We start from the raw sequence: 21,379 nt of genomic DNA on the forward strand, positions 1-21,379 counted from the left end.
TTATCAGATTGTTTTTTATGGGGGGATCCATTAAGGTTGGGCGCACAACAACAAACAACCTTAAACCTACGCTTAAACATGGAGTTGATCATGAAAGTTGCCGTTCTGGGTGCCGCTGGTGGCATCGGTCAAGCCCTCGCTCTGCTGTTGAAAAACCGTCTGCCGGCTGGCTCCGAGCTGAGCCTGTATGACATCGCCCCGGTCACCCCGGGTGTGGCCGTTGACCTCAGTCATATTCCTACCGACGTTGCCATCAAGGGCTTCTGCGGTGAAGATCCGACTCCTGCGCTGGTCGGGGCCGATGTGGTGCTGATCTCCGCCGGTGTGGCACGCAAGCCGGGGATGGATCGCTCCGACCTGTTCAATATCAACGCCGGTATCGTCAAGAATCTGGTCGAGAAGTGCGCGGCCACTTGCCCGAAAGCACTGATCGGCATCATCACCAACCCGGTCAACACCACTGTGGCTATCGCCGCCGAAGTGCTGAAGAAAGCCGGTGTCTATGACAAGCGTCGTCTGTTCGGTGTCACCACTCTGGACGTGATCCGCGCCGAGACCTTTGTTGCTGCCGCCAAAGGGTTGAACATCGACAAGGTACGCGTCAACGTGATCGGTGGTCACAGTGGCGTGACCATTCTGCCGCTGCTCTCCCAGATTGAAGGCGCCTCCTTCACTGCTGAAGAAGTGGCAGCCATGACCAAGCGCATCCAGAATGCCGGTACCGAAGTGGTGGAAGCCAAGGCCGGTGGCGGCTCTGCGACCCTCTCCATGGGTCAGGCGGCTTGCCGCTTCGGTCTGTCGCTCATCAAGGGTCTGCAGGGCGAAGCCAATGTCATCGAGTGCGCCTACGTGGAAGGTAACGGCGAGCACGCCACCTTCTTCGCGCAGCCGGTACTGCTGGGCAAGAACGGCGTCGAAACCGTACTGGATTACGGCAAGCTGAGCGCCTTCGAACAGGAAGCGATGGAAGGCATGCTGGCTACCCTGAAAGCCGATATCCAGCTGGGTGTCGATTTCGTCAAGTAAGCGGGTCAACCGTGCCAACAAGGGAGCTTCGGCTCCCTTTTGTATTGATGAGATCCGCCCGGCAGGCTAAGGGGATGGGGCTTGGTGCCGATAACAGAGTGCAGCAGGAGATCCTTATGATGAAACCCCTTACCCTTCTCGTTCTTGTCGGTGCATTCACCACGCCCCTCTATGGTGCCGAGGCGGTATCGGCTGCCGTATCGAGCGATGCGCCTGCAGCAAGTGCATCGGCACCGACCGCAAGCAGTGCTGCGGTGGTAACGGCCCCTGTCTCTGCGGCTACGCCAGCGCCCTCTGAGGCTGTCCCCGTCTTGCTTCCGGCCGAGCCGGTCACACCCGTTGCCAGTAGTGGCGAGGGGGCCGCACCGCTGCCAAAACCGGCTGAACCTGCCGCTGTGGTGGCGCCTCCCGTGCCACTGGCCGCTGGCGAGTTGCAGGCGGTGCCGCTCTATCGTCAGGACGAGCTGCTCAACTGGATTGAGCAGGGGCGCCACCTCACTCAGGTGAAGCAGGATCGCTGTCAGCTGACTCAGGATATCGAAGCGCGCGCCTCGGTGATGAAGATCCCGGCCTATCAATTCCTCTGGGGGGATATGCTGGCGTGGGGGGTCTGTACCAAGTCCAATGCCGAGCTCGGGGTGCAATATATGTGGGAGGCGGCCAATCAGGGGTTGGCGCCGGCGCTGGAGCAGCTGGGTCGCTACTACTGGAAAGGAACTTTGGTGCAGAAGGATTTGGTGCGAGCCGAAACTCTGATGCGCGAGGCGGCCAGCCTCGGTTTTCTGCGGGCTCGCATCGAGTGGGTCGAGATGCTGTTGCAGGGGATGGGTAGTCCGCTCGATTATGAGGACGCCTATCGCTGGCTCCATGGCTCCGTCATCGGTGACAAGGCGCTGCACCAGAAGGCGGCGAGTCTGCTCAACCGTCTTGGCAACCGGATGCCTGCCAACGTGGTGGCCCGCGCCAAGGCGATGCACTGATCCAAAAAAATGACCCACAGATCTGCACCTGTGGGTCCGGTTCCAGCCGCCGTGCCATGACAGGCCGGAACCTCCCTCTGTTATATGGCTGCCCGCGCCTTAGAGATCTTGATGGGGGCCAAAAACTTCGTAATGGAGCTGCCCGGCTGGTACTCCAGCTGCCAGCAGCTGCCGCTTGATCTCCTGCATGAAGCCGACGGGGCCACAGAAGTAGTAGTGGGCCTCTGGCGTGATGCGCTCCTTCACGGCAGTCAGATCTATGGTGCCGGCCTGGTCGTAATCTTCACCCTGTACATCGCTGGCCTCCGGCTCCCGATACCAGACCCGGCTCAGCAAGTTGGGATGCTGGCGGGATTTTTGCTGAATATCCTCCCGGAAGGCGTGTACAGCGCCCTGTTCGCAGGCGTGCAGCCAGGTGATCTCGGCCTGATGAGCACTTTCCAGCAGCTGGTTGAGCATGCTCATCATCGGCGTCACGCCGACACCGGCTGAGAGCAGTACCACCGGGGTCTGGCTGTCGGCTTTCAGGTAGAAATCGCCGGTAGGGGGCATCACCTCGATCTTGTCACCCGCCTGCAGGTGATCGTGCAGCAGGTTGGAGACCTGACCCTGCGGCTCACGCTTGACGCTGATGCGGTAATCCTGCCCGTTGGGGGCATCGGAGAGGGAGTACTGGCGGATTTCCTGATATTCCAGCTTGGGGTGAACCAGCTTGATGCTGAGGTATTGGCCCGGTTTGAAGGTCAATACCGGCTTGCCATCTTCCGGCGCCAGCAGGAAGGAGGTGATGAGGGCGCTCTCGGCCCGCTTCTCCTTGATGATGAAGGTGCGGGTTCCTTGCCAGCCGCCATCCTGGCTTGCCTTCTCCTGATAGATCTCTCGCTCGCGGCCGATGAAGATGTCTGCCAGCACGCCATACGCCTTGCCCCATGCCTCCAGCACCTCGTCGGTGACCGCACTTCCGCCCAATTCTTTGAGCGTGGCCAAGAGATGACTACCTACAATGTGATATTGTTCCGGCTGGATCAGGAATCCGGTATGTTTGTGCGCAATCCGCTCGACCGCACCGGCGAGCGCCCCCAGATTGTCGATATTCTTTGCATACGCGGCGACTGCATTGAACAGGGCCAGCGGCTGGCCGCCACTGCGTTGGTGGGCCAGGTTGAAGATATCTTTCAGCTCCGGGTTATGGCTGAACATCCGCTGGTAGAAGTGCTGGGTGAGGGCAGGGCCTGCCGATTCGAGCAGCGGAATGGTGCTTTTGATGACGGCAACGGTGGTTTGATCTAGCATAGGGGCCTCGTTCTAATTGAACATATAAAATGTCATTTAATAAGTGGCATCCTAGATGTTTATTTGATTTGAATCAATACTCCACTTTTCGCATCGCGCTAATCAGGTTTTATGAGACTAACCAGTTATACAGATTTTGGATTGAGAGCCCTGCTCTATCTTGCCACCCTGCCGGAAGGGGAGTTGTCGAGCGTTGCCAAGGTATCGGCCCTGTATGGCGTTTCCCGCAACCACATGGTGAAGGTGGTCAATCAGCTGGTGAAGCTGGGCTATCTGCAATCTCAGCGTGGCAAGAATGGCGGTATTCGCATGGCTTGCGATCCCGCCACCATCAATATCGGGCAGGTAATCAGGGCGCTGGAAGGCAATCTGGACGGCATTGACTGCGGCTCGCCCGCTTGTCACATCGTCTCTGTCTGTCTGCTCAAGAGTGCGCTGAAAGAGGCGATGGATGCGTTTCTGGCGGTGATGGACAGCTATACGCTGCAAGACCTGCTGGCCAACCGCGACGAGTTGCAACGGGTGTTTGGCGAGTTGATCCCGACGCTGGTGCTGGAGCCGGATGATGAAGATGAACAGTGACGATGAGCAATAGAAAAGGGCTGCCATTGGCAGCCCTTTTTCAATCTTGCGAATCCGACTCCGCTCGGTACGATGCAGGCATGATCCGCGCCATCTTCACCATGTTGTTCTCTACATCGAGGATCTCGATAGGATAACCGGCCAGCCGGATCCCGATGTTGGGCTGGGGGATCTCTTCCAGATATTCGAGGATCAGACCGTTGAGGGTACGCGGGCCGTCGATGGGCAGGTGCCAGTTCATCTCCTTGTTCAGCTCACGAATATTGGCTGAGCCTTCGACCAGATAAGAACCATCTGACTGAGGGTGGATCTCGTCGCTCGGCGCAGGCGTCATGGAGGTGGTAAAGTCGCCCACGATCTCTTCCAGAATATCGTCCAGGGTGATCAACCCCTGAATGTCGCCGTATTCGTCGACGATCAGGCCAATTCGCTCCTTGTTGCGCTGGAATTTGGCCAGCTGCACGTTGAGCGGCGTTCCTTCCGGAATGAAGTAGATCTCGTCCACTTCACGCAACAGGCTCGATTTATTGAACTGGTCCCTGGCTACCAGTCTAAGGGCATCGCGTGCGTGTAAAAAGCCGACAACGTCGTCGATATTGTCGCGATAGAGCAGGATCTTGGTGTGAGCGCAGTGGGCCAGCTGGCGCTGGATGCTCTTCCAGTCATCGTTGATGTCGATGGCGTAGATATCGCTGCGCGGCACCATGATGTCCTCGACCAGCATCTTGTCGAGATCCAGAATGCTCAGCAGCATCTCTTGATGACGCTGGGGGATCAGGTTACCCGCCTCATTGACGATGGTGCGCAGTTCCTCGGTGTTGAGGGAGTCATCCTTGTTAGGATTGATCTTCAGCATCTTGAGCAGGCCGCTGGTGATGCCGTTGATCAGCCAGACCAGCGGCGAGAGCGGCACCATCAGACCCTTGAGGATCCAGGAGGCGGGATAGGCGATCTTCTCCGGAAACATGGCGGCCAGGGTCTTGGGGGTCACCTCACCGAATACCAGTACCACCAGGGTCAGGCCGAAGGTGGCGATGGCGACCCCGAGATCACCAAACAGCCGGATACAGACGATGGTGGCGATGGCGGAGGCGAGAATATTGACCAGATTGTTGCCGATCAGGATCAGCCCCAGCAGGCGATCGGGGCGGGCGAGCAGTTGCTCGACGCGACGTGCGGCTTTGTGTTTGGTCTGTGCCAGATGCCGCAGTTTGTAGCGGTTGATGGACATCAGGCCGGTTTCGGAACTGGAGAAAAAGGCGGAAAGAAGGATCAAGATAACGAGAACAATCAGTAATGTACTCGTTGAGATGCTGTCCAAAAAGGGCTCCTGTTGGATGGTATGGCTAAAAGAGTATAGGTGTCAGCTCAACAGCACTTCTTTGACGAAGCGACTGCCAAAGTAGGCAAGAGTCAGGATGAAGCTGCCGATCAGACTGAGTGTGATGACTTTACGGCCGCGCCAGCCATAGGTGTGATGACCCCACAGCAGCAACACGTAAACACACCATGCCAGGATGGAGAGTACTGCCTTGTGAGACTTGCCCTGGGCGAACATATCTTCGAGGAAGAAGAGGCCGGAGGCGATGGAGAGTGTCAGCAGCAGCACCCCAGCAGAGATCAACTGAAACAGTCGTTTCTCCACCGTCATCAGTGGCGGCATGGTTGGCAGATTACTGATTTTTCTCGATTTAAGCTGCTTGTCCAAACAGGCGAGCTGCAGCGCAAACAGACAGGCGATCATCAATACCGAGTAGGCCATCAGGGCGAGGCCGATGTGCAGCAACAGCTGGGGATGGGCCTCCAGATGGGTTATGTAGCGACCCGGGATCAAGGCGCTGGCAGCCAGCAACAGGGCCGAGAAGCTGTAGACCACCGGCAGCAGGATCCAGCCGTTGAAGCGGCGGGTCACGCAGGTCATGAAGCAACTGATGATGAGGCTGACCAGCGAGGCAACGTTGAGCATGCTCAGGTTCTGGCCGTAACCCTGCAATACCTCTGAACCGAGGGCACTGGCGTGGGCGATCAGGGCCAATCCGATACAGGCAAACAGGGAGCGCTGTCCCACCGGCTTGGCGCTCAGTAACAGATGCAGGGAGGCGATGATGGCCAGCAGATAAAACGCCAGGGCCAGAACAGAGATTACGATCATAACCAGGTCGTTGTTGCACAAGCTTTTGAGGGTAAGAGGGGCAGTATACCTTGCACGAGAAGTGCTCGCCAGTTGTGCAACGGCCGATCTGCCCATATATAGGGAGAAGGTCCCTGCTGCTGCGGTGCGGTGAATAATCGTCCTCGCGCCCGCTCTGGGTTATAATGCCCCCAATTTATTACGCCAAGAACCGGAATCCGTCATGTTTGAGAATTTGACTGAACGACTCTCGCGCACCTTGCGCAATGTCAGTGGCCGTGGTCGCCTGACCGAAGACAATATCAAGGAAACCCTGCGCGAAGTCCGCATGGCGCTGCTCGAGGCGGATGTCGCCCTGCCGGTCGTGCGTGATTTCGTGGCGCGTGTCAAAGAGCGCGCAGTCGGGCAGGAAGTGGCCAAATCCCTGAGCCCGGGCCAGGCATTCATCAAGATTGTGCACGGTGAACTGGTCACCGTAATGGGGGAGGCCAACGAACAGCTCAACCTGGCTGCCCAGCCGCCTGCGATCATCCTGATGGCCGGTCTGCAGGGGGCCGGTAAGACAACCACGGTTGGCAAACTGGCCAAGCTGCTCAAAGAGCGCAGCAAGAAGAAGGTGCTGGTGGTCAGTGCTGACGTTTATCGTCCAGCAGCGATCAAGCAGCTGGAAACCCTGGCCAATGACATCGGCGTCGACTTCTTCCCGAGCGATGCCAGCCAGAAGCCGGTCGATATCGCCACCGCCGCCATCGATCAGGCGCGCAAGAAATTCTATGACGTGGTGATCGTCGATACTGCCGGTCGTCTGCACGTTGATAGCGAGATGATGGCCGAGATCCAGGATCTGCATGCCACCATCAAGCCGGTCGAGACCCTGTTCGTGGTGGATGCCATGACCGGTCAGGATGCTGCCAACACCGCCAAGGCGTTCAACGAAGCGCTGCCGCTTACCGGTGTGATCCTCACCAAGGCGGATGGTGACGCCCGTGGTGGTGCCGCCCTGTCGGTGCGCCATATCACCGGCAAGCCGGTCAAGTTTATCGGTATGGGTGAGAAGACCGATGCGCTGGAGCCGTTCCACCCGGATCGTCTCGCCTCCCGCATCCTCGGCATGGGCGATGTGCTCTCTCTTATCGAAGAGGTCGAGCGCAACGTCGATAAAGAGAAAGCGGCCAAGCTGGCCAGCAAGGTCAAGAGCGGCAAGGGTTTCGATCTGGAGGATTTCCGCGAGCAGTTGGCCCAGATGCGCAACATGGGCGGCATGATGGGGATGCTCGACAAGCTGCCCGGCATGTCCGGTCTGCCGGATAACGTGAAAGATCAGATGGATGACAAGCTCACCGTGCGGATGGAAGCCATCATCAGCTCCATGACGCCGAAGGAGCGCGCCCACCCCGATCTCATCAAGGGTTCCCGCAAACGCCGTATCGCCGCAGGCTCCGGTATGCAGGTGCAGGACGTGAACAAGCTGCTCAAGCAGTTCACCGAGATGCAGCGCATGATGAAGAAAATGTCCGGTAAAGGCGGCATGCGCAAGATGATGAGCCAGATGAAGAACATGATGCCCCCCGGTTTCGGTGGCGGTCGCGGCCCGTTCTGATCCGGCCTGCGTGTTGATGGGGGTCTGCTGCGGCAGGCCCCTTTTCATTGCCGCTCTGCGCAAAAAATGGCTGGCTTGGTTGCAATTATTACGAATCCAAGTAGAATTACGCGGCTTATTTTAAGCTAGGGTCCGCGTGTTTGCGGGCCTTGTTCATTAGATGTTAATGAGGACGATATGGTAACCATTCGTTTACAACGTGGTGGCGCGAAAAAGCGTCCGTTCTACCAGGTAGTAGTTTCTGACAGCCGTTGCGCCCGTGACGGTCGCTTCATCGAGCGCGTTGGTTTCTTCAACCCGGTTGCTGCTGGTCAAGCTGAAAAGCTGAACCTGGACCTGGCTCGTATCGAGCATTGGGTTGCTACTGGTGCCGCTGTTTCTGACCGCGTTGCCAAGCTGATCAAAGACGCTAAAAAAGCTGCTTAATCAGCCCAACGGTAAGGAGTTAAGGTGGAAAAACCTGTAGTTCTGGGCACCCTGGGTACCGTTTATGGCATCAAGGGCTGGCTTAAAGTGAACTCCTTCACCGATGTTGCCGAAGCGATTTTCGATTACAACCCCTGGCTGATTAATCAGAACGGGGCGTGGCGTGAAATTCGGGTTTCATCCTGGAAACGTCACAACAAGGGTCTGATTTGCAAACTCGATGGTATCGATGTGCGCGAAGATGCCCTGGCATTGACCAATGTCGAGATTGGCGTACCCGCCGATCTGTTGCCTGCGTTGCCTGAAGGTGAGTTCTACTGGCGTGACCTGATTGGTTGCTCCGTGGTGACCACCAAGGGATACGACCTGGGCAAGGTGACCGAATTGATGGAAACCGGCTCCAACGATGTGTTGGTGGTTGAGGCCAATGTAAAAGATGCCTTTGGTGCAAAGGAGCGGTTGATTCCGTTCCTGGAAGAGCAGGTGATCAAGAATATTGATCTGACTGCTCGAACAATCGAAGTTGATTGGGATCCTGGTTTCTAGTTTCCCGCGCTAACACGGGTGCCGGAGGTTTCTTATGTGGATTGGGGTTATTAGCCTCTTCCCTGAAATGTTCCGAGCCATTACCGAGCACGGGGTAACGGGTCGGGCCGTCAAGAGTGGCCTGCTGCAGATTGAGTGCTGGAACCCCCGGGAGTTTACCCACGATAAACACCGTACGGTCGATGATCGTCCTTATGGTGGTGGGCCCGGCATGTTAATGATGGTTCAGCCGCTGCGTGACGCGATTCATGCAGCCAAGCAAGCGGCGGGAGACGGGGCGAAAGTCATCTATCTCTCTCCTCAGGGACGCAAGCTGACTCAAGCGGGCGTAACCGAGTTGGCGACGAATCAAAAACTGATTCTGGTAGCCGGTCGATACGAAGGTATCGATGAACGCGTGATACAAACCGAAGTCGACGAAGAGTGGTCTATCGGGGATTACGTGTTAAGTGGTGGCGAGTTGCCTGCCATGACCCTGATCGATGCGGTTTCGCGTCTGGTCCCCGGGGTTTTGGGCGATCAGGCCAGTGCCGAGCAAGACTCCTTTACGGATGGCTTGCTGGATCATCCCCACTATACTCGGCCGGAGGTGTTGGATGGATTGGCGGTGCCCGAGGCGCTGACAAGCGGCAATCACGAAGTGATTCGACGCTGGCGTCTTAAGCAGTCGCTCGGACGAACCTGGCAAAGAAGGCCGGAACTTATTAACAACCTAGCTCTGACTGACGAGCAAGAATCACTTCTTGCCGAGTATGTCCGCGAAGTGCGTGACAGCGTTAAGTAGAGTTTTCAGTTTATCCTAGGTAAGGAAAGACAATGAGCAAGATTATTCAGCAGCTTGAACAAGAGCAACTGCGTACCGACATCCCGGCTTTTGCCCAGGGCGACACTGTACGTGTTCAAGTTCGTGTTAAAGAAGGTGGTAAAGAGCGTCTGCAGGCTTTCGAAGGCATCGTTATTGCCAAGCGTAACCGCGGTCTGCACTCTGCTTTCACCGTTCGCAAGATCTCCAACGGCGAAGGTGTTGAGCGTGTATTCCAGACTCACTCTCCGCTGATCCACAGTGTAGAACTGAAGCGTCGTGGTGATGTTCGCCGCGCCAAACTGTACTACCTGCGCAACCTGTCCGGCAAAGCTGCTCGTATCAAAGAGAAGCTCAACTAATTCGATTCGAATTAGTGTCGGTATGTCGGCAAATAGCTCGACAGGTAGTGAAAAGGCTCGCCAATGGCGAGCCTTTTTTGTATCCGTCTATTGAGCCGTTACTGGATGACCCGAACTACCGAGTTGTCTCGCCCGAAGGGGCCTGGCACATAGTCATCCGCTGCCCAGTCATTCTCGTAGAGGGTTTCCCCTGCCGGTGTGATGAGCTGGTAGCAATATTCAAAGTACCCCGGGCCGTCGGTCGGCAGATTGAGGGTGGCTTTGAACTCGCCGCTCTTCATGCGTTTCAGCTCGACCGGTTGCCACTGGGTGAACTCGCCGATCAGCATCACCTGTTCCGCCCCTGCAGCCGCCTCTTTCTCTACTGCAAAGGTCACCTTGACCTCGGGCTTGGACTTCAAAAACTGTTTGATCAGTGGCATGACGCCTCCTTGTCTGTGAGTTAAAAATGGCTCCTGTCTATTTTTATACCACCATATGACAAAGATGTTGATAAGGCAGATCAAGTCGGCAAGGCAAAATAGCGTTGCAGCAAACTGTGGGTAAAGTCGATCTTGAGATAGAAGCCGCGGGGCAGGGTCATGATGGGTTGACCATCGCGGCCGATGGCGCGAGTCAGCGCCTTGTTGTTGGCCGCCTTGGGCCGCAGTTGCATCACCTGGCCGTGGCGTGCGCTGATCTGCTCCACTTCTCCCAGCACTATCATGTCCATCAGCTCCTCCCAGTCCTGACGCAGTAGCCGATCTTCCTCTTCATTCGGGCTCCACATCAGCGGCATGCCGACCCGCCGCTCGCCAACCGGGATCTCCCGACTGCCTTCCACCGGGATCCAGAGGACCCGGGAGAGTTTGTTTCGCACATTAGACTCCTCCCAGCGCTGGCCGCTGACGCCGATCAGCGGGGCGACGCAGACGAAGGTGGTCTCCAGCGGTTTGCCCTGAGGATCCACGGGGATCGTCTTGAGCTCGATCCCCAGCTCTGGGAAGTCCTGCTCCGGCTTGCTCCCGGCGCTGGCCCCCAGTTGCAGCTCGATCAACTGACCGACCCACCCCTTGTCACGGCGCAGGTCTTTGGGCACCGCAACACCAGCCTCGGCGGCCAGCTGTGCCAGCGTGAAGCCGGCCATGGCATAGGCGCGGCTCAATAACTCCTGCTCGGATTGGGGATTGCTTGGCATAGTTGGCTCCATCTTGCTCGCCATATTCTAACAGGGGAGGATCCCGAGAAGGATCGCTGTTTTTATAACCGATCCTGAGTGGATAAGATCAAATGCAGAGAATTTGGGGGCTATCAGTTCATCATTATGATTTTAAAGGATTTTGTCTGTTTTATCGAGCAGTAAGCCAGGTCTGCTTTGACCTCGAAATAGTTGTCCAAGGGTTTGTGCATGATGTTACACACAGTTATCCACAGAAATCTTGGATAAGTGGATGAAAGTGGTTGGAGTCGCTGATATGTTACAAAAAATTGTGAATGCCACCCCATTTTTACAGGGTAAACGGGGTAGATATTGTGCCACTCCTGTGGATAATTTCGCCGCGATGGATCTTTGAGCAGTTGAACTTGTTCACAATCCGGATCATGGATCTGGCTCTTGGGGGGGCATGGATCTAGATCCAGTTGTTTTGTCTCAAGCTTATAAAAAGTAATGATTTTTTATATTTAATGTCGCGTGGTGATACGGAGAGGCACTTTTCGCGTACAGTTAAAAAGTACTGTATATACCCGTTTGCTAACAGCTTTATGCACAGCCTGGGTGGGCAACTTGAGGGCGCGGATCCTTGGATTTGTTTATAAGTATGTTTGAAATCGAAAGTTATTCATGAAACAGGGGATTCACTCCTTGTTTGCTGCCACGGAGTGAATGTGGAACAATCTCCTTATAGATTCAGCCTTTATAAGGTGATCACGTGATTGATGGCGACGGATTTCGTCCCAATGTCGGTATCGTGATCTGTAACCGTGAAGGACAAGTGTTGTGGGCTAAACGCTATGGGCAGCACTCCTGGCAGTTTCCGCAGGGGGGGGTTGATGATGGTGAAACGCCAGAGCAGGCCATGTATCGAGAGCTGTATGAGGAGATTGGCCTCAAGCCCGAAGATGTGACCATCATGGCCACCAGTCGTAACTGGCTAAAGTACCGTTTACCCAAACGTCTTGTCCGCTGGGACAGTTCACCGGTCTGTATTGGCCAAAAACAAAAATGGTTCCTGTTACAGCTGAATTCGGGCAAGGAGTCGCGGATCCAGTTCGGCTGTCATGGCCATCCCGAATTTGACGACTGGCGTTGGGTCAGCTTCTGGTACCCGGTGCGTCAGGTCGTCTCGTTCAAGCGGGAGGTTTATCGCCGGGTCATGAAAGAGTTTGCCCCGCTGGCGATGCCAGTGCCGGCAGTGCAGGTCAACAAGAAGGATGGGCGGCGCAACCGCGCCCGTTAAGGAGCACAGATTAGTTGTTAACGGAACTGAGACGTATCGTCGAGAGCATGGCCGAGGCCAATACCCTCGAGCAGGCCTTGCAAGCATTGGTGAGCCAGACCCGGCACGCCATGGCAGTGGACTGCTGCTCCGTCTATGTCTCGGAACCCGAGGTGCGCCGCTATCGCCTGGCGGCTACCGACGGCTTGGCCCCGTCCGCAGTCGGCAAGGTGACCCTGCCCTACGAGCAGGGCATCGTCGGTCTGGTGGGTCAGCGGGAAGAGCTGATCAACCTGGCTGATGCCCCCGCGCATCCCAGTTTCAAATTCCTGCCCGATGTGGCCGAAGAGGCGTTCCGCTCCTTCCTCGGCGCCCCCATCATGCATCAGCGTCAGGTGGTCGGCATTCTGGTGGTGCAGCAGAAGGAGAGTCGCCGCTTCGATGAGGGGGAAGAGTCCTTCATGGTCACCCTGGCGGCCCAGCTGGCGGCGCGGATTGCCCAGGCGCAGGCCAAGGGGTGGTTGCAGAAGACCGACTGGAGCAAGCCGCTGCGCGGTATTGCCGGTGCCAGCGGCATCGCTATGGCCAAGGCCTGGGTGTGGCGGCCCCGCAAGGCGCTCTCGTCCATTACCCCGCGCAAGGATGAAGACCATGCCAGCCAGCTGGCACGGCTGGAGCTGGCGGTTGAGGAGGTTCGTCACGATCTGGAGAGTCTGGCGCTGCGTTTTCGCGAGAGCTACAGCCAGGATTCGGTGGCGATCTTCGATATCTACCTGCATCTGCTGAACGATCCCGGCTACATCAAGCCGATTCGCAACAAGGTGAGCAAGGAGCACTGGACTGCGGTCTCTGCGGTCAAGCTGATTAGCGATCGCTTGATCGAGCAGTTCAGGGGGATGAAGGATCCCTACCTGCAGGAGCGCTCCACCGACGTGAAGGATATTGCCCAGCGGCTGATCAGCCGACTGGTGCAGAATGAACCGGAACATATCTCCATCGGCGAGCCGGTGGTGCTGGTTGCCGACGAGGTGACAGCCACCATTCTGGCGGAAGTGCCCCGCGAGTATCTGACCGGGGTGGTCTCGCTCAAGGGGGGAACCAACTCCCATGCGGCCATTCTGGCCCGCGCCATGGGGGTGGCCGCCATCATGGGGGTAGATCTGCCCCTTGGTGACATCGGTGGTCGCATGCTGGTGGTCGATGGTTACAGCGGCGATCTCTTCATCGAGCCCAATCAGGTGATCCTGACCGAGTATCGTCAGCTGCTGAGCGAAGAGCGGGCGCTCGATACCCTGGTGCGCAGCGTCGACAACCTGCCATCCGAGACGGCCGACGGCACCAAGGTCTCCCTGTTGCTCAACGCCGGTCTCAGCGCCGATACCGAGATCTCCCTCAACCAGCTGGCGGACGGGGTCGGGCTCTATCGCACCGAGATCCCCTTTATGCTGCAGGAGAGCTTCCCCTCCGAGTGGGAGCAGACTGCCCGCTATCGCGGCATTCTGGAGACCTACCGCAACCGGCCGGTCTGCATGCGGACGCTGGATGTGGGCGGCGACAAGCCGTTGCCCTATTTTCCCATCGTCGAGGAAAACCCCTTCCTTGGCTGGCGGGGGATCCGGATTACGCTGGATCACCCCGAACTGTTTCTGGTGCAGCTCAAGGCGATGCTGCGGGCTAGTGAAGGGCTCGACAATCTGGCCATCATGCTGCCGATGATCAGCAGCGTCAGCGAAATCAAGGCCTCCCGTCGTCTGCTGGATCAGGCGTGGCGAGAGGTGTCGGAAGAGGCGGCAAGCCGCGATGCGGTGATTCGCTACCCCAGCCTTGGGGTGATGATCGAGGTGCCCTCAGCCCTCTTTATCTTGCCGGAGATGGCGCCGCTCATCGATTTCTGGTCGGTGGGCAGTAACGACCTGACCCAGTACCTGCTGGCGGTAGATCGCAACAATTCCCGGGTTGCCAACATCTATGATGCCTTCCATCCTGCGGTGATCCGCGCCCTGCAACAGCTGGTTGATGCTTCCCACCGTTACCAGAAGCCGGTGTCGGTGTGTGGCGAGTTGGCCGGTGATCCGGTCGGTGTATTGCTGCTGCTTGCCATGGGCTATCGTCGCTTCAGTATGAACACCCACAACATCGCCCGGATCAAGTACGTGCTGCGTCAATCCACCCTGAGCGAGTTGACCGAACTGATGGCCGATGGCCTCAAACATGACAACCCCCACGTACTGCGCGGCCTGTTTGCCCGCTATCTGGAGGAGCATGGTTTGGGCGGTTTGCTGCGAGCCGGTCATAAATCGAAACAGAGTGATTGATAATCATGCCTTGTCCCTGCTGACGAATGATCGGAAAATGCGGCTTTTATTTTGACTGGGGCCGCATATGCAGCACGATGGATATTGGGTTTTCTCGCAGATTGATCCCGTAGCATTCAGTTTGGGACCACTATCGGTACGCTGGTATGGTCTCATGTACCTGTTCGGTTTCGCATTTGCCATGTGGCTTGCCGGCCGTCGCGCCGATGCACCGAACAGCGGCTGGACCCGCAACGAGGTATCGGATCTGCTGTTCTACGGTTTCCTCGGGGTGATCCTCGGTGGCCGTGTCGGCTACGTGCTGTTCTACAACTTCGATCTTTTCCTTGCGGATCCCACCTACCTGTTCAAGATCTGGACCGGCGGTATGTCGTTCCACGGTGGGCTGATCGGGGTGATCACCGCGATGATCTGGTTTGCCCACAAGACCAAGCGCCACTTCTTCACCGTGGCCGACTTTGTGGCACCACTCATTCCGTTCGGTCTCGGCGTTGGCCGGATCGGCAACTTCCTCAACGGTGAGCTGTGGGGCCGGGTCACCGATGTGCCTTGGGCCATCATCTTCCCGGAGGCCGGCCCCGAGCCGCGTCATCCCTCCCAGCTCTACCAGTTCGCACTGGAAGGGGTGGTGCTGTTCATCATCCTCAACCTGTTCTGGCGCAAGAATCCGCCGCGCGGCGCCATCTCCGGCATGTTCCTGCTGTTCTACGGCCTGTTCCGCTTCATGGTGGAGTTTGTGCGCCAGCCGGACAGCCAGCTCGGTCTCTACTTCCAGGAGATCAGCATGGGCCAGATCCTCTCCACCCCGATGATTATCGCCGGTGCCCTGATGATCTGGGCCGCCTATAAGCGTCCGCAGTTGTTCGGTAATGCCGTGAAGGAGGCGAAATAATGCGAGCTTATCTCGACCTGATGCAGAAAATCCTCGATGAGGGGACCGTCAAGTCAGACCGTACCGGCACCGGTACTGTCTCCCTGTTCGGCCATCAGATGCGCTTCAATCTGGCGGAAGGTTTCCCGCTGGTGACCACCAAGAAGTGCCACCTGCGCTCCATCATTCACGAGCTGCTCTGGTTCCTCAATGGCGATACCAATACCGCCTATCTGAAGGAAAACGGCGTCAGCATCTGGGATGAGTGGGCTGACGAGAATGGCGATCTGGGGCCGGTTTACGGCGCGCAGTGGCGCTCCTGGCCTGCCGCTGACGGCTCTGTCATCGACCAGATCCAGAAGGCGGTAGATGACATCAAGCACAACCCTGATTCGCGCCGCATCATCGTATCCGCCTGGAACGTGGGCGAGCTGGACAAGATGGCGCTGGCTCCCTGCCACGCCTTCTTCCAGTTCTATGTGGCGGACGGCAAGCTATCCTGCCAGCTCTACCAGCGCAGCTGTGATGTGTTCCTCGGCCTGCCGTTCAACATCGCCAGCTACGCCCTGCTGACCCACATGATGGCCCAGCAGTGCGATTTGGAAGTGGGTGACTTCGTCTGGACTGGCGGTGATGTGCATCTCTACTCCAATCACATGGAGCAGACTGCGCTGCAGCTATCCCGCGAGCCGCGCCCGCTGCCGACCCTGGTGATCAAGCGCAAACCTGACTCCATCTTCGACTACAAGTTCGAGGATTTCGAGATCGAGGGTTATGACCCCCACCCCGGCATCAAGGCGCCCGTCGCCATCTGATAGCAAGGCGCCTCAGGGCGCCTTTTTTATGCAGTTAAATAATTGAAAATTCATTTTATTGATTAATAAGACGGTAGCCAGAGACGAGGAAAAACCTGCTTATAGCAGGTATGTTCTATTTTGCCTTCGGTTTTTTCGTTGTATTTAGCAGCAAGAAACGATTTTCCATTGGTTGTTGCAGGAGATAGACTCAAACCAAAGCAATACGGTGGAAAATTTAACCATGAGTGACGTAATCAAAAAGTTCCTGAAGCTGGAGGCCGCCTCCGGAATTATTCTGATCATGGCTGCCATGCTGGCAATGATTTTAGCCAATACCGCGCTGGCTGGCGGGTATCAGGCGTTTCTCGACACGCCGGTGCAGGTACGCATCGCGGCTCTCGACATCAACAAGCCGCTGCTGCTCTGGATCAACGATGGCTTTATGGCGATCTTCTTCCTGCTGGTTGGTCTGGAAGTGAAGCGTGAAATGCTGGAAGGGGCGCTCTCGACCCGGGTTCAGGCGACCTTCCCGGCTATTGCGGCGGTGGGCGGCATGCTGGCTCCGGCCTTGATCTACGCCTTTTTCAACTATTCGGATGAAGTGGCGCGCGCTGGCTGGGCAATTCCGGCTGCGACCGATATTGCCTTTGCCCTCGGGGTGATGGCGCTGCTCGGCAAGCGGGTACCGGTGAGCCTCAAGGTATTCCTGTTGGCGCTGGCCATCATGGATGACCTCGGCGTCATCATCATCATCGCGCTCTTCTATACCCAGCAGTTGTCGCTGGAGGCGCTGGCCATCGGTATTCTGGCAACCCTCACTCTGCTTTGGATGAATCGCCGTGGTGAGGACAGGATCAGCCTCTACATGCTGGTTGGTCTGGTGCTCTGGGTTGCGGTGCTCAAGTCTGGTGTCCATGCGACTCTGGCGGGTGTGGTGGTGGGCTTTATGGTTCCGCTTAACGGCAAGCGTTACGCATCGCCGCTCAAGTATCTGGAGCATCAGCTGCACCCCTGGAGTGCCTATCTGATCCTGCCGCTGTTTGCCTTTGCCAACGCAGGGGTATCGCTGGAGGGGATTGGTCTCTCCTCCCTGCTGAGTCCGGTGCCTATGGGGATCATGCTGGGGCTGTTTATTGGCAAGCCGCTCGGGGTGTTCACCATCAGCTGGCTGTCGGTCAAGCTGGGCATCGCCCAGTTGCCGCCCGGGGTCAACTTCAAGCAGATTTTTGCGGTCAGCATCCTCTGTGGCATCGGGTTCACCATGTCGATGTTTATCGCGTCTCTCGCCTTCGAGCACGGTGGGCTGGATTACGGCAGCTACTCTCGCCTCGGGATCCTGGTGGGCTCCACCATGGCGGCGGTAGTCGGCTATCTGGCCTTGCGCATGGCCCTTCCCAAGGGTGAAGGGGAACAGAGTACGGAGGGACTATGAAGCTGCATACAGGGTTGTTGATGCTGTTGTTGAGCCCCGCGGCCTGGGCCGGCGGGCTGGAGGATTGCAAGCAGGACGCCACTTCGGCGAACTGCTCTGCCTATCTGAACGGGGTGGTAGACAGCGCCCTGCTGCTGGGGGACAAGCAGGCCAAGGCGCGCTTTGGCGAGACCTTCTCCGAGCGGGCGCTAAGCAGCCGGGCTGGCGAGATGGTAAAGCGTTCCAACAAGCGTTATTGTGCTGACCGGATGCCTGACAAGGCGCGCCTCAAGGCCAGTCTGATGGAGCAGTTTGGCGCGAACAAGGTTGACTCGGTTAGCGACATGTATGACATTCTGGCGGTTGAACTCAGCTGCTACCGGAGTCCGCGTCAAGCGGGAACCCCATCGGATGTCACACCTTAACTACAACCATCTCTACTATTTCTGGATGACTCAGAAGAAGGGCTCCGTTACCCAAGCTGCGGAAGCCCTTTTTTTGACCCCGCAGACGGTCACCGGCCAGATCAAGCTGCTGGAACAGCGCCTCGGCGGCAAGCTGCTCAAACGCAAGGGGCGTTCCCTTGAGGCGACCGAGCTGGGCCAGCTGGTGTTTCGTTATGCTGACAAGATGTTCAGCCTCTCCTACGAGATGCTCGATATCGTCAACTACCGCAAGGAGAGCCAAATCCTGTTTGACGTCGGCATCGCCGATGCCCTCTCCAAGCGCCTTGCCAGCCGCGTGCTGCTCTCTGTCATCCCCAATGATGGTTCCATCCATCTGCGCTGTTTCGAATCAACCCACGAACTGCTGCTGGAGCAGCTGAGCGAGCACAAGCTCGATATGATCCTCTCCGACTGTCCGGTAGACTCCAGCCAGCATGCGGGGCTGCTCTCCAAACGGCTGGGCGGTTGTGGCGTCAGCTTCTTCTGCAAGGCGCCATTGCCCGAAAAGCCCTTTCCCGCCTGTCTGGAAGAGCGCAAGCTGCTGATCCCCGGTCGCCGTACCGCCATGGGGCGTCAGCTGACCCAGTGGTTCGAGCAGCAAGGTGTCTCCCCCAGCATTCTTGGCGAGTTTGATGATGCCGCCTTGATGAAGGCGTTTGGCTTCTTCAATCAGGGCATCTTCATGGCCCCGACTATCTATCGGGAGGAGATCCTTGAGGGGGAGGGGGTGATGCTAATCGGGGAAACCCAGGATCTGATGGAGGAGTATTACGTCATCTTCGCCGAACGGATGATCCAGCATCCGGCGGTGAAGCGGGTCTGCGAGAGCGATTTTACCTTTCTCTTTTCCGGCCAGGAGAACTTCTCCGCTATCCAGCCGGCCACCCTGTCGTTTTAAAACGACCCGTCACCACGTATCATCGGCGATGAGTGGTAGAGGAGAGATGTGATGCAACTTGAAGAGATGGAAGCCAATGCGAGTAAAGCAGTGGCCTTGCTCAAGGCGCTAGCCAACGAACGGCGGCTGTTTATTCTGTGCCAGTTGCTGGAGCGCGAACTGTCGGTGGGGGAGCTCAACGAGCGATTGGGATTGAGTCAGTCGGCCTTGTCACAGCATCTTGCGCTGCTGCGGCGGGATGAGCTGGTGACGACGCGTAAAGAGGCCCAGACGGTCTACTATTCGCTGCGCAGCCATGAGGTGCGTGAAATGATCAGTTTGCTGCATCGACTTTATTGCAGCGCAGATAAATAAAAAACCGGCACTAAGGCCGGTTTTTTCAGCTTTGATCAGCAGACGCTGATTAAGCCATAGCTTTGATCTGGGCAGACAGGCGGCTCTTGTGACGAGCAGCTTTGTTCTTGTGGATCAGGCCTTTGGTCGCCATACGATCCATGATCGGCTGAGCAACAGCGAAAGCGGCAGTCGCGGCAGCTTTGTCGCCAGAGGCGATAGCAGCAATGACTTTCTTCAGGTAGGTACGGGTCATGGAACGACGGCTGGCGTTGTGCTGACGGCGTTTTTCTGACTGAAGAGCGCGCTTCTTAGCAGATTTGATGTTAGCCAAGGTAAAACTCCTAAAACTGTCTTAGCGAGTGTATTGAAAAGGCCCGGAAATATGCCCTTCCAACCACATATTGTCAAATGATTTGTGCAAATAAACACCGCCTCCCGGTGGTGTGTCAGTAGGGAGACGGTTAAACTGTCGGCCGATTCTAGCAGCATTCTTTTCATTCTGACAGTTCCAGAGGCCTCGTCTTGAGTAAGAAATTGATCAAATCCGGCATGATAGTGTCCGGAATGACGCTGGCATCCCGCGTAATGGGCTTGGTTCGCGATGTGGTCATCGCAAATCTGCTCGGTGCCGGGGTGGCCGCCGACGTCTTCTTTTTTGCCAATCGCATTCCCAACTTTCTGCGTCGTCTGTTCGCCGAAGGTGCCTTCAACCAGGCCTTTGTTCCCGTGATGACGGAGTACAAGAAAAATGGCGACGAGGGGGAAGTGCGTGAATTGCTGGCGGCGGTGGCGGGCACGCTGGGGGGGATAGTGACTGTGGTCACCCTGCTCGGTGTGCTGGGGTCGGGTGTGCTGACCGCGCTGTTTGGCTGGGGCTGGTTCTGGGACTGGCTGCATGGCGGCCCTGCGGCCGAGAAGTTCGAGCTCGCCAGTCTGATGCTCAAAATTACCTTCCCCTACCTCTGGTTCATCACCTTTACCGCCATGGCGGGGGCTATCCTCAACACCTTCGGCCGCTTTGCGGTCTCGTCGTTCACGCCGGTGTTTCTCAACATCACCATGATTGCGGCGGCCTGGTGGATTGCACCGCTGATGGACAAACCTGAGATCTCGCTGGCGATTGGTGTCTTTTTGGGTGGTTTGGTGCAGTTTCTGTTCCAGTACCCCTTTTTGCGCCAAATCAACATGCTGGTATGGCCCAAGTGGGGATGGAATCACCCGGGGGTGGTGAAGATCCGCACCCTGATGCTCCCGGCCCTGTTCGGGGTCTCGGTCAGCCAGATCAACCTGCTGGTCAACACCATGCTGGCTTCCTTCCTGGCGACTGGTGCCATCAGCTATCTCTACTACTCGGATCGCCTGCTGGAGTTCCCCCTCGGGCTGTTTGCGGTAGCCATCAGTACCGTGATCCTGCCTGCGCTGGCGAAAAAGCATGTGGATGCCGATCCGGCCGACTTCTCCCGCACCATGGATTGGGGGGTGCGGATGGTGATGCTGCTCGGCCTGCCCGCCATGATAGGCATTGCGGTCATGCGCGAGCCCATTTTGCGAGTGCTGTTCATGCGCGGCGAATTTGGCCTGCATGAAGTGGCCATGTCGAGCGCCAGCCTGCTGGCCTCCACTACCGGTCTGCTCTCCCTGATGCTGATCAAGGTGCTGGCGCCCGGTTACTACGCCCGTCAGGACACCAAAACGCCGGTGCGGATCGGGGTGATGTCGATGATTGCCAACATGGTCTGCAACCTCATCTTCATCTACCCGCTCGGTTACGTGGGGCTGGCGCTCTCGACCGCCTGCTCGGGCACTCTGAATGCGGCTTTGCTGTTCAAGGGGTTGTACCAGCAGAGCGTCTATCGTCCCTCCCGCCATACCGGCGTGTTCTGCCTCAAGCTGCTGGTCGCCAGCGTGCTGATGGGGGGCGTGCTCGCCTACCTGTCGCCGGATCTGGCCCAGTGGGGCGCATGGAGCATGGGCAAGGCCAGTTTGCAGCTGACCATGCTGCTGTCGCTGGGGGCTGCGGTCTATGCCGTGGTGTTGCTGCTGCTGGGCATTCGGCCGCGTCACCTTAAATCGGGGCAGCAGTAGCCGTGATCCTGCTGCGCCATGGGGGTAGTGCCTCATGGCGCAGCAGGGGGCGTGA

23 protein-coding genes are annotated in these 21,379 nt (G+C 57.3%); 17 read left to right on the plus strand and 6 right to left on the minus strand.

The genetic code is table 11. The features are described 5' to 3' along the window. The first annotated feature begins 90 nt into the window (after window positions 1-90). Both mdh and I6L47_RS17040 read left to right on the plus strand, forming a co-directional pair. Window positions 91-1,026: a malate dehydrogenase gene (gene mdh, locus I6L47_RS17035; protein ID WP_069554449.1), complete on the plus strand. Its 936-nt coding sequence runs from the start codon at window positions 91-93 to the stop codon at window positions 1,024-1,026. A 395-nt stretch (window positions 1,027-1,421) separates the two neighbouring features. Continuing rightward, on the plus strand, window positions 1,422-2,006 hold the full coding sequence (locus I6L47_RS17040) for a tetratricopeptide repeat protein (protein WP_139733097.1): 585 nt from the start codon (window positions 1,422-1,424) through the stop codon (window positions 2,004-2,006). A 99-nt stretch (window positions 2,007-2,105) separates the two neighbouring features. Here the strand turns inward: I6L47_RS17040 and hmpA are convergent, their stop codons facing one another. Further along, complete coding sequence (gene hmpA, locus I6L47_RS17045; RefSeq protein WP_216947947.1) at window positions 2,106-3,299, minus strand: NO-inducible flavohemoprotein; 1,194 nt, start codon at window positions 3,297-3,299, stop codon at window positions 2,106-2,108. A 111-nt stretch (window positions 3,300-3,410) separates the two neighbouring features. Between hmpA and I6L47_RS17050 the strand changes: the two genes are divergently transcribed. After that, window positions 3,411-3,881 (plus strand): Rrf2 family transcriptional regulator, encoded by a 471-nt coding sequence (locus I6L47_RS17050; protein WP_005340388.1) that lies wholly within the window; start codon window positions 3,411-3,413, stop codon window positions 3,879-3,881. 40 nt (window positions 3,882-3,921) lie between these two features. Here the strand turns inward: I6L47_RS17050 and I6L47_RS17055 are convergent, their stop codons facing one another. Then, window positions 3,922-5,202 carry an HlyC/CorC family transporter gene (locus tag I6L47_RS17055; RefSeq protein ID WP_058058355.1) on the minus strand — a complete coding sequence of 427 codons (1,281 nt, stop codon included), beginning with the start codon at window positions 5,200-5,202 and terminating at the stop codon, window positions 3,922-3,924. Window positions 5,203-5,244: 42 nt separating this feature from the next. After that, a complete protein-coding gene (gene ccsA, locus I6L47_RS17060; protein ID WP_216947948.1) occupies window positions 5,245-6,033 on the minus strand; it encodes an inner membrane protein YpjD in 789 nt (262 codons plus the stop codon). 202 nt (window positions 6,034-6,235) lie between these two features. Between ccsA and ffh the strand changes: the two genes are divergently transcribed. The 5 genes from ffh (at window position 6,236) to rplS (ending at window position 9,748) form a co-directional block, all read left to right on the plus strand. Further along, window positions 6,236-7,612, plus strand: coding sequence for a signal recognition particle protein (gene ffh / locus I6L47_RS17065; RefSeq protein WP_005357987.1), 1,377 nt, complete (start codon window positions 6,236-6,238; stop codon window positions 7,610-7,612). A gap of 177 nt (window positions 7,613-7,789) precedes the next feature. Further along, a complete protein-coding gene (rpsP, locus tag I6L47_RS17070; RefSeq protein WP_005340392.1) occupies window positions 7,790-8,038 on the plus strand; it encodes a 30S ribosomal protein S16 in 249 nt (82 codons plus the stop codon). A gap of 24 nt (window positions 8,039-8,062) precedes the next feature. Next, window positions 8,063-8,584 (plus strand): ribosome maturation factor RimM, encoded by a 522-nt coding sequence (gene rimM, locus I6L47_RS17075; RefSeq protein ID WP_005340394.1) that lies wholly within the window; start codon window positions 8,063-8,065, stop codon window positions 8,582-8,584. A 34-nt stretch (window positions 8,585-8,618) separates the two neighbouring features. Continuing rightward, window positions 8,619-9,368, plus strand: a complete 750-nt coding sequence (gene trmD, locus I6L47_RS17080) for a tRNA (guanosine(37)-N1)-methyltransferase TrmD (protein WP_005340400.1) — start codon at window positions 8,619-8,621, stop codon at window positions 9,366-9,368. 32 nt (window positions 9,369-9,400) lie between these two features. Continuing rightward, window positions 9,401-9,748, plus strand: coding sequence for a 50S ribosomal protein L19 (gene rplS, locus I6L47_RS17085; RefSeq protein WP_005313505.1), 348 nt, complete (start codon window positions 9,401-9,403; stop codon window positions 9,746-9,748). Window positions 9,749-9,846: 98 nt separating this feature from the next. On the opposite strand, the gene I6L47_RS17090 is transcribed toward rplS, so the two are convergent. Both I6L47_RS17090 and mutH read right to left on the minus strand, forming a co-directional pair. After that, on the minus strand, window positions 9,847-10,170 hold the full coding sequence (locus I6L47_RS17090) for an isoamylase early set domain-containing protein (RefSeq protein WP_005348910.1): 324 nt from the start codon (window positions 10,168-10,170) through the stop codon (window positions 9,847-9,849). A gap of 80 nt (window positions 10,171-10,250) precedes the next feature. Further along, window positions 10,251-10,925 (minus strand): DNA mismatch repair endonuclease MutH, encoded by a 675-nt coding sequence (mutH, locus tag I6L47_RS17095; protein WP_042084339.1) that lies wholly within the window; start codon window positions 10,923-10,925, stop codon window positions 10,251-10,253. 733 nt (window positions 10,926-11,658) lie between these two features. Between mutH and rppH the strand changes: the two genes are divergently transcribed. The 8 genes from rppH to I6L47_RS17135 all read left to right on the plus strand — a co-directional run bounded on the left by rppH (window position 11,659) and on the right by I6L47_RS17135 (window position 19,257). Continuing rightward, window positions 11,659-12,186 carry an RNA pyrophosphohydrolase gene (gene rppH, locus I6L47_RS17100; RefSeq protein WP_005340421.1) on the plus strand — a complete coding sequence of 176 codons (528 nt, stop codon included), beginning with the start codon at window positions 11,659-11,661 and terminating at the stop codon, window positions 12,184-12,186. A gap of 14 nt (window positions 12,187-12,200) precedes the next feature. Next, complete coding sequence (gene ptsP, locus I6L47_RS17105; protein WP_201906436.1) at window positions 12,201-14,480, plus strand: phosphoenolpyruvate--protein phosphotransferase; 2,280 nt, start codon at window positions 12,201-12,203, stop codon at window positions 14,478-14,480. Window positions 14,481-14,547: 67 nt separating this feature from the next. Next, window positions 14,548-15,372 carry a prolipoprotein diacylglyceryl transferase gene (gene lgt, locus I6L47_RS17110; protein WP_157161487.1) on the plus strand — a complete coding sequence of 275 codons (825 nt, stop codon included), beginning with the start codon at window positions 14,548-14,550 and terminating at the stop codon, window positions 15,370-15,372. Then, entirely contained in the window at window positions 15,372-16,166 is a 795-nt protein-coding gene (gene thyA, locus I6L47_RS17115; RefSeq protein ID WP_019445582.1) for a thymidylate synthase, read from the plus strand. The genes lgt and thyA overlap by 1 nt, the downstream gene beginning before the upstream one ends. A gap of 223 nt (window positions 16,167-16,389) precedes the next feature. Then, complete coding sequence (gene nhaA / locus I6L47_RS17120) at window positions 16,390-17,580, plus strand: Na+/H+ antiporter NhaA (RefSeq protein ID WP_005348917.1); 1,191 nt, start codon at window positions 16,390-16,392, stop codon at window positions 17,578-17,580. Next, window positions 17,577-17,984 carry a hypothetical protein gene (locus tag I6L47_RS17125; RefSeq protein WP_005348920.1) on the plus strand — a complete coding sequence of 136 codons (408 nt, stop codon included), beginning with the start codon at window positions 17,577-17,579 and terminating at the stop codon, window positions 17,982-17,984. The genes nhaA and I6L47_RS17125 overlap by 4 nt, the downstream gene beginning before the upstream one ends. Next, the gene (gene nhaR, locus I6L47_RS17130; protein WP_005340434.1) at window positions 17,971-18,903 is read left to right on the plus strand and encodes a transcriptional activator NhaR; all 933 of its coding nucleotides are present in this window, start codon (window positions 17,971-17,973) and stop codon (window positions 18,901-18,903) included. Before I6L47_RS17125 ends, nhaR begins: the two co-directional genes overlap by 14 nt. Window positions 18,904-18,954: 51 nt before the next feature. Beyond that, on the plus strand, window positions 18,955-19,257 hold the full coding sequence (locus I6L47_RS17135; protein ID WP_013724128.1) for a metalloregulator ArsR/SmtB family transcription factor: 303 nt from the start codon (window positions 18,955-18,957) through the stop codon (window positions 19,255-19,257). Between the two features lie 49 nt (window positions 19,258-19,306). Here the strand turns inward: I6L47_RS17135 and rpsT are convergent, their stop codons facing one another. Then, window positions 19,307-19,570, minus strand: coding sequence for a 30S ribosomal protein S20 (gene rpsT / locus I6L47_RS17140; RefSeq protein WP_005308808.1), 264 nt, complete (start codon window positions 19,568-19,570; stop codon window positions 19,307-19,309). Window positions 19,571-19,761: 191 nt separating this feature from the next. Here rpsT and murJ point away from each other — a divergent pair, with 191 nt between their 5' ends. Further along, the gene (murJ, locus tag I6L47_RS17145) at window positions 19,762-21,324 is read left to right on the plus strand and encodes a murein biosynthesis integral membrane protein MurJ (protein ID WP_216947949.1); all 1,563 of its coding nucleotides are present in this window, start codon (window positions 19,762-19,764) and stop codon (window positions 21,322-21,324) included. Window positions 21,325-21,379 lie beyond the last annotated feature (55 nt).

The organism is Aeromonas sp. FDAARGOS 1417 (assembly GCF_019046985.1).
Lineage (GTDB): Bacteria > Pseudomonadota > Gammaproteobacteria > Enterobacterales > Aeromonadaceae > Aeromonas > Aeromonas veronii.

Bases quoted from the DNA above. Each gene is read 5' to 3' on its own strand.
- rpsP (WP_005340392.1), top strand. From the start codon at position 7,790: ATGGTAACCATTCGTTTACAACGTGGTGGCGCGAAAAAGCGTCCGTTC.
- I6L47_RS17135 (WP_013724128.1), top strand. From the start codon at position 18,955: ATGCAACTTGAAGAGATGGAAGCCAATGCGAGTAAAGCAGTGGCCTTG.
- ffh (WP_005357987.1), top strand. From the start codon at position 6,236: ATGTTTGAGAATTTGACTGAACGACTCTCGCGCACCTTGCGCAATGTC.
- I6L47_RS17050 (WP_005340388.1), top strand. From the start codon at position 3,411: ATGAGACTAACCAGTTATACAGATTTTGGATTGAGAGCCCTGCTCTAT.
- I6L47_RS17090 (WP_005348910.1), bottom strand. From the start codon at position 10,170: ATGCCACTGATCAAACAGTTTTTGAAGTCCAAGCCCGAGGTCAAGGTG.
- ccsA (WP_216947948.1), bottom strand. From the start codon at position 6,033: ATGATCGTAATCTCTGTTCTGGCCCTGGCGTTTTATCTGCTGGCCATC.
- thyA (WP_019445582.1), top strand. From the start codon at position 15,372: ATGCGAGCTTATCTCGACCTGATGCAGAAAATCCTCGATGAGGGGACC.
- rplS (WP_005313505.1), top strand. From the start codon at position 9,401: ATGAGCAAGATTATTCAGCAGCTTGAACAAGAGCAACTGCGTACCGAC.
- lgt (WP_157161487.1), top strand. From the start codon at position 14,548: ATGCAGCACGATGGATATTGGGTTTTCTCGCAGATTGATCCCGTAGCA.
- nhaR (WP_005340434.1), top strand. From the start codon at position 17,971: ATGTCACACCTTAACTACAACCATCTCTACTATTTCTGGATGACTCAG.
- mutH (WP_042084339.1), bottom strand. From the start codon at position 10,925: ATGCCAAGCAATCCCCAATCCGAGCAGGAGTTATTGAGCCGCGCCTAT.
- mdh (WP_069554449.1), top strand. From the start codon at position 91: ATGAAAGTTGCCGTTCTGGGTGCCGCTGGTGGCATCGGTCAAGCCCTC.
- trmD (WP_005340400.1), top strand. From the start codon at position 8,619: ATGTGGATTGGGGTTATTAGCCTCTTCCCTGAAATGTTCCGAGCCATT.
- I6L47_RS17125 (WP_005348920.1), top strand. From the start codon at position 17,577: ATGAAGCTGCATACAGGGTTGTTGATGCTGTTGTTGAGCCCCGCGGCC.
- hmpA (WP_216947947.1), bottom strand. From the start codon at position 3,299: ATGCTAGATCAAACCACCGTTGCCGTCATCAAAAGCACCATTCCGCTG.
- nhaA (WP_005348917.1), top strand. From the start codon at position 16,390: ATGAGTGACGTAATCAAAAAGTTCCTGAAGCTGGAGGCCGCCTCCGGA.